Raw genomic sequence first — 4018 nt, forward strand, 5'->3', positions numbered from 1 at the left:
CGAAAGGGAGCAGTTGCATGCTTGGTTACACAATTCGCAGATTCCTGCAGATGATTCCGGTGGTCATTGGCGCCACGTTTATCATCTACGCTTTGACGTTCTTGATGCCCGGGGATCCGGTGGCGGCGTTGACCGGGGCACGACCACTACCCGAGTCAACGGTGCAGCAAATCCGTCTCGCGTATCGCCTTGATGATCCGTTCCTGGTCCAGTACGGGCACTATATGTGGGGATTGGTGCAAGGGAATTTCGGTATTGATTTCTTTGGCCGCCCGGTGTTGGGGTTGATCCTTGAACGCTTACCGACGACCTTTGCGTTGGCGATGACCGCGTGGGCTTTGAAAATGGTCATTGGGTTGGCCATTGGTGTTTATGGTGGGTTGCGCCACGGGAAGGCCGGAGATCATTTTGCGTTGATTTTTACCGTGATCTTCCTCGGGATTCCGGGCTTTGTGATTGCCCTGGGTGCCCAGACCGTTTTTGGTGTGCAGTTGGGGTGGGTGGATCCGGCCGGTATTCGGGCCGGGTGGCCCATGGCCTTTATTCTTCTGGCGTTGGTGATGGCGGTGGAGGCCTCGGCCGGGTTGGCCCGGTTGACGCGTACCTCTTTGGTGGATGTGTTGCGTGCCGAGTACCTGCGTACCGCACGGGCCAAGGGTTTATCTCCGCGTCGGGTGATCTGGGGTCATGCGTTGCGTAATGCGATGATTCCGGTGGTTACCTACCTGGGGTTGTCCCTGGCGGGGATGCTGGGGGGTGCGGTGATTATTGAGGCGATCTTCAATATTCCGGGTATTGGTGGATTGATGGTCACGGCCATTAATAATAAGGAAGGCACCGTGGTGGTGGGCATCGCGACGATGCTCGTGCTGGTGTATCTGATATTCAACCTGCTCGTAGATCTTTTGTACGGCGTTATTGATCCAAGGGTGCGCATATGAGCCACAATAGTGAAACCAACCAACACACCCCCACATTGGAGGGTTTGGAGCCGACCAACCCGATCACCGTGCCCTCGGGGCTGGGAGATGCGGTGGAGTCGGTGGCGTTGATGCCCCGAACCCCGGGGAAAAAGATTAATCGTGGCCCGGTGTGGCTCAAACCCCGCTTTGTGATCTCGGGGAGCATTGTGGCGATCATGTTGCTCATGGCCGCCTTCCCGCAACTTTTTGCCGGGTTTGGGTCGGATCCGACCGCGAATTGCGACATCATGAAAACCAATCAGGCTCCCAGTGCCGAGCATATCTTTGGGATTGATATTCAGGGCTGTGACTATTACACCAACGTGATCTATGGGGCACGAGCCTCGATCATGGTCGGCATCATTGTCACAGCGATCTCCTTTGTGATCTCCGCGATCCTCGGCTCGTTGGCCGGGTATTTTGGTGGCTGGGTCGATACGCTGATTTCCCGGGCCTGCGATATGGCCTTCGGCCTACCGTTCATCCTGGCCGCGATCGTGGTCCTACAGCTCTTTAGTGAGCGTACCGTCTGGACCGTCATCTTCGCCCTGGCCCTGTTCTCCTGGCCCGGGGGCGTGCGATTTATGCGTTCGTCGGTGATGGAGGTGCGGAATCGTGAATACGTCCAAGCCTCCAAACTCCTGGGAGCTAGCAATACTCGGATTATTCGTCGGCACATTATTCCCAACTCGCTGACTCCCTTGTTGGTGCTGCAGACCTTGGGGATTGGTGGGGTGATATCGGCCGAGGCCGGGTTGACGTTTATTGGTATTGGGCTCACGCCTCCCTCGGTGTCGTGGGGGTTGCAGTTGGCCGCGGCGCGTGAATATATTTCTGCCGCTCCACACTTGTTGATTTTCCCGGCGATCTTCTTGACCATTACGGTGCTTGGCTTTGTGCTTTTTGGTGAAGCGATGCGCGATGAGTTTGACCCGAAAGGTAAATAACCGTGGAAAACACAACCACTAACACCGATGAGGTGTTGTTGCGGGTCAAAAACCTTGAAGTTGAATTCAATACCTCCAAGGGCATCGCCACCGCGGTGAACGGGATGAACTTTGAGGTCAAACGCGGTCAAGCCCTAGGCATCTTGGGTGAATCGGGCTCCGGGAAATCGGTGACCGCTCGGGCCATCATGGGCATCTTAGATATGCCTCCGGCCCATATCCCACAAGGACAGATCCTGCTCGAGGGTGAAGACTTGTTGACCGTGACTCCGAAGCGGCATCGTCAGCTGGTCGGCTCCCGGGTCTCGATGGTCTTCCAAGATGCGCTGACGGCGTTGAATCCGGTGCATCCGGTGGGTCGACAGATCGGTGAACTCTACCGAGTGCACCGTGGGTATTCGCGTAAGGATGCCAAGAATGCGGCGATACAGATGATGGATAAGGTCAAAATTCCGGCCGCGGCCTCACGGGTCAACGATTATCCGCATCAGTTTTCCGGTGGTATGCGTCAGCGTATTGTGATCGCGATGGCTTTGGCCTTGGATCCGGTGCTCTTGATTGCCGATGAACCGACCACCGCCCTAGATGTGACCGTCCAAGCCCAGATCCTGGAGTTGCTCAAGGAGCAACAGGAGGAACGGAATATGGGATTGATTTTGATTACCCATGATATTTCGGTGGTCAAGGAGGTCACCGATCAGGTCGCGGTGATGTATGCCGGACGCGTGGTGGAACACGGCCCCACCTTGGAAGTCTTGAATCGTCCAGGGCACCCGTATTCCCAGGGTTTGGCTTCTTCGATTGCCAGTGAGGAACTCAAGGGGCAACGGTTGCCGGCGATTCCGGGGACGCCGCCTGATTTGTTGCGGTTGCCGGTGGGTTGTTCCTTTGCTAATCGTTGTTCTTTTGCTACCGAGATATGCCGTGCCTCAATTCCCGCCCTGAGTGTTGTGGGTGCGGGTCGTACGGCTGCTTGCTTCCATACCCAGGAGGTTCTGGCATATGCCAACGCCTAACACCACCACCACACCAGCTAACACCACCATCACGGAGAGCACCGAAACTTTGGGCTTGGTTCCGGTGGATCCTCACGCGTTGATGCAATTACGGGGGGTTAAACAGCATTATCCGGTCCAACGCCACCTGCCGATCGGCCCCAAAAAATATGTGAAGGCCATGGACGGGGTCGACCTCAGCATTGCTGCCGGGGAAACCCTGGGCGTGATCGGGGAATCCGGCTGCGGCAAATCAACCCTCGCCCGGGTCATGGCCGGACTTGAGACTCCCACGCAGGGTCAGGTGCTGTTCCGGGGGCAAGATATCAACACCCTCAAGGGTGAGGAGCGCAAGGAGATGCGCCGGAATATTCAGCTGATCTTCCAGGATCCGTATTCGTCGTTGAATCCTCGGATGACCGTTGAACAATTGGTCTCAGAACCCTTTGATATTCACCCCGAGGTCGCCCCGAAGGCCGGGCGGGCGGCGAAAATCAAGGAACTCCTCGAATTGGTGGGATTGAACCCCGATCATGCCGATCGCTACCCACACAACTTTTCCGGTGGTCAGCAGCAACGTATTGGGATTGCGCGGGGTATTGCGCTGAATCCGCAGATGCTGATCTGTGATGAACCGGTCTCCGCGCTGGATGTTTCGGTCCGTGCCCAGGTGGTGAACCTGCTCGATGACCTACAAAAAGAACTCGGTTTGTCGTATTTGTTTATTGCTCATGATTTGCAGATTGTGCGGCATATTTCCGATCGGGTGGCGACCATGTATTTGGGTCGCATCGTCGAACTTGGCACCTATGCCGAGGTGTATGACAGAACCGCGCAGCCGTATACGCGGGCACTGATGTCAGCGGCCCCGGAACTGCGCAAAAACGATGGCACCGATCGGGAACGGATTATCCTCCAGGGAGATCCGCCTTCCCCGATTGACCCACCGGCGGGGTGCCGCTTCCATACTCGTTGCCCGTTGGCTCAACCGATCTGCGCCACGAAGGAACCCGAACTCATCCGGGTCGGGGATACCCACGAGTCACGTTGCCACTTCGCCCAAGATTTGGCCGCGGAGTTCGTTCAACACACCAACGCCTAAACAACCGAACAC

General features: G+C 56.5%; 4 protein-coding genes. All 4 read left to right on the plus strand.

Going from position 1 to position 4018, the window contains the following annotated elements; translation table 11 throughout:
• Window positions 1-17: 17 nt before the first annotated feature.
• Genes CQ018_RS19725 through CQ018_RS19740 form a run of 4 tightly spaced genes read left to right on the plus strand, consistent with a single transcriptional unit; the run spans window position 18 to window position 4006 of the window.
• On the plus strand, window positions 18-941 hold the full coding sequence (locus CQ018_RS19725; protein ID WP_105551719.1) for an ABC transporter permease: 924 nt from the start codon (window positions 18-20) through the stop codon (window positions 939-941).
• On the plus strand, window positions 938-1909 hold the full coding sequence (locus CQ018_RS19730; RefSeq protein ID WP_258142796.1) for an ABC transporter permease: 972 nt from the start codon (window positions 938-940) through the stop codon (window positions 1907-1909). Before CQ018_RS19725 ends, CQ018_RS19730 begins: the two co-directional genes overlap by 4 nt.
• Window positions 1910-1911: 2 nt before the next feature.
• A complete protein-coding gene (locus tag CQ018_RS19735) occupies window positions 1912-2925 on the plus strand; it encodes an ABC transporter ATP-binding protein (RefSeq protein ID WP_258142797.1) in 1014 nt (337 codons plus the stop codon).
• The gene (locus tag CQ018_RS19740) at window positions 2912-4006 is read left to right on the plus strand and encodes an ABC transporter ATP-binding protein (RefSeq protein WP_105551720.1); all 1095 of its coding nucleotides are present in this window, start codon (window positions 2912-2914) and stop codon (window positions 4004-4006) included. Before CQ018_RS19735 ends, CQ018_RS19740 begins: the two co-directional genes overlap by 14 nt.
• The last annotated feature ends 12 nt before the right edge of the window (window positions 4007-4018 follow it).

This window comes from Arthrobacter sp. MYb227 (assembly GCF_002975435.1).
GTDB lineage: Bacteria > Actinomycetota > Actinomycetes > Actinomycetales > Micrococcaceae > Paeniglutamicibacter.

Coding starts and splice junctions, on each gene's coding strand:
- CQ018_RS19725 (WP_105551719.1), top strand. CDS start 18: ATGCTTGGTTACACAATTCGCAGATTCCTGCAGATGATTCCGGTGGTC.
- CQ018_RS19730 (WP_258142796.1), top strand. CDS start 938: ATGAGCCACAATAGTGAAACCAACCAACACACCCCCACATTGGAGGGT.
- CQ018_RS19740 (WP_105551720.1), top strand. CDS start 2,912: ATGCCAACGCCTAACACCACCACCACACCAGCTAACACCACCATCACG.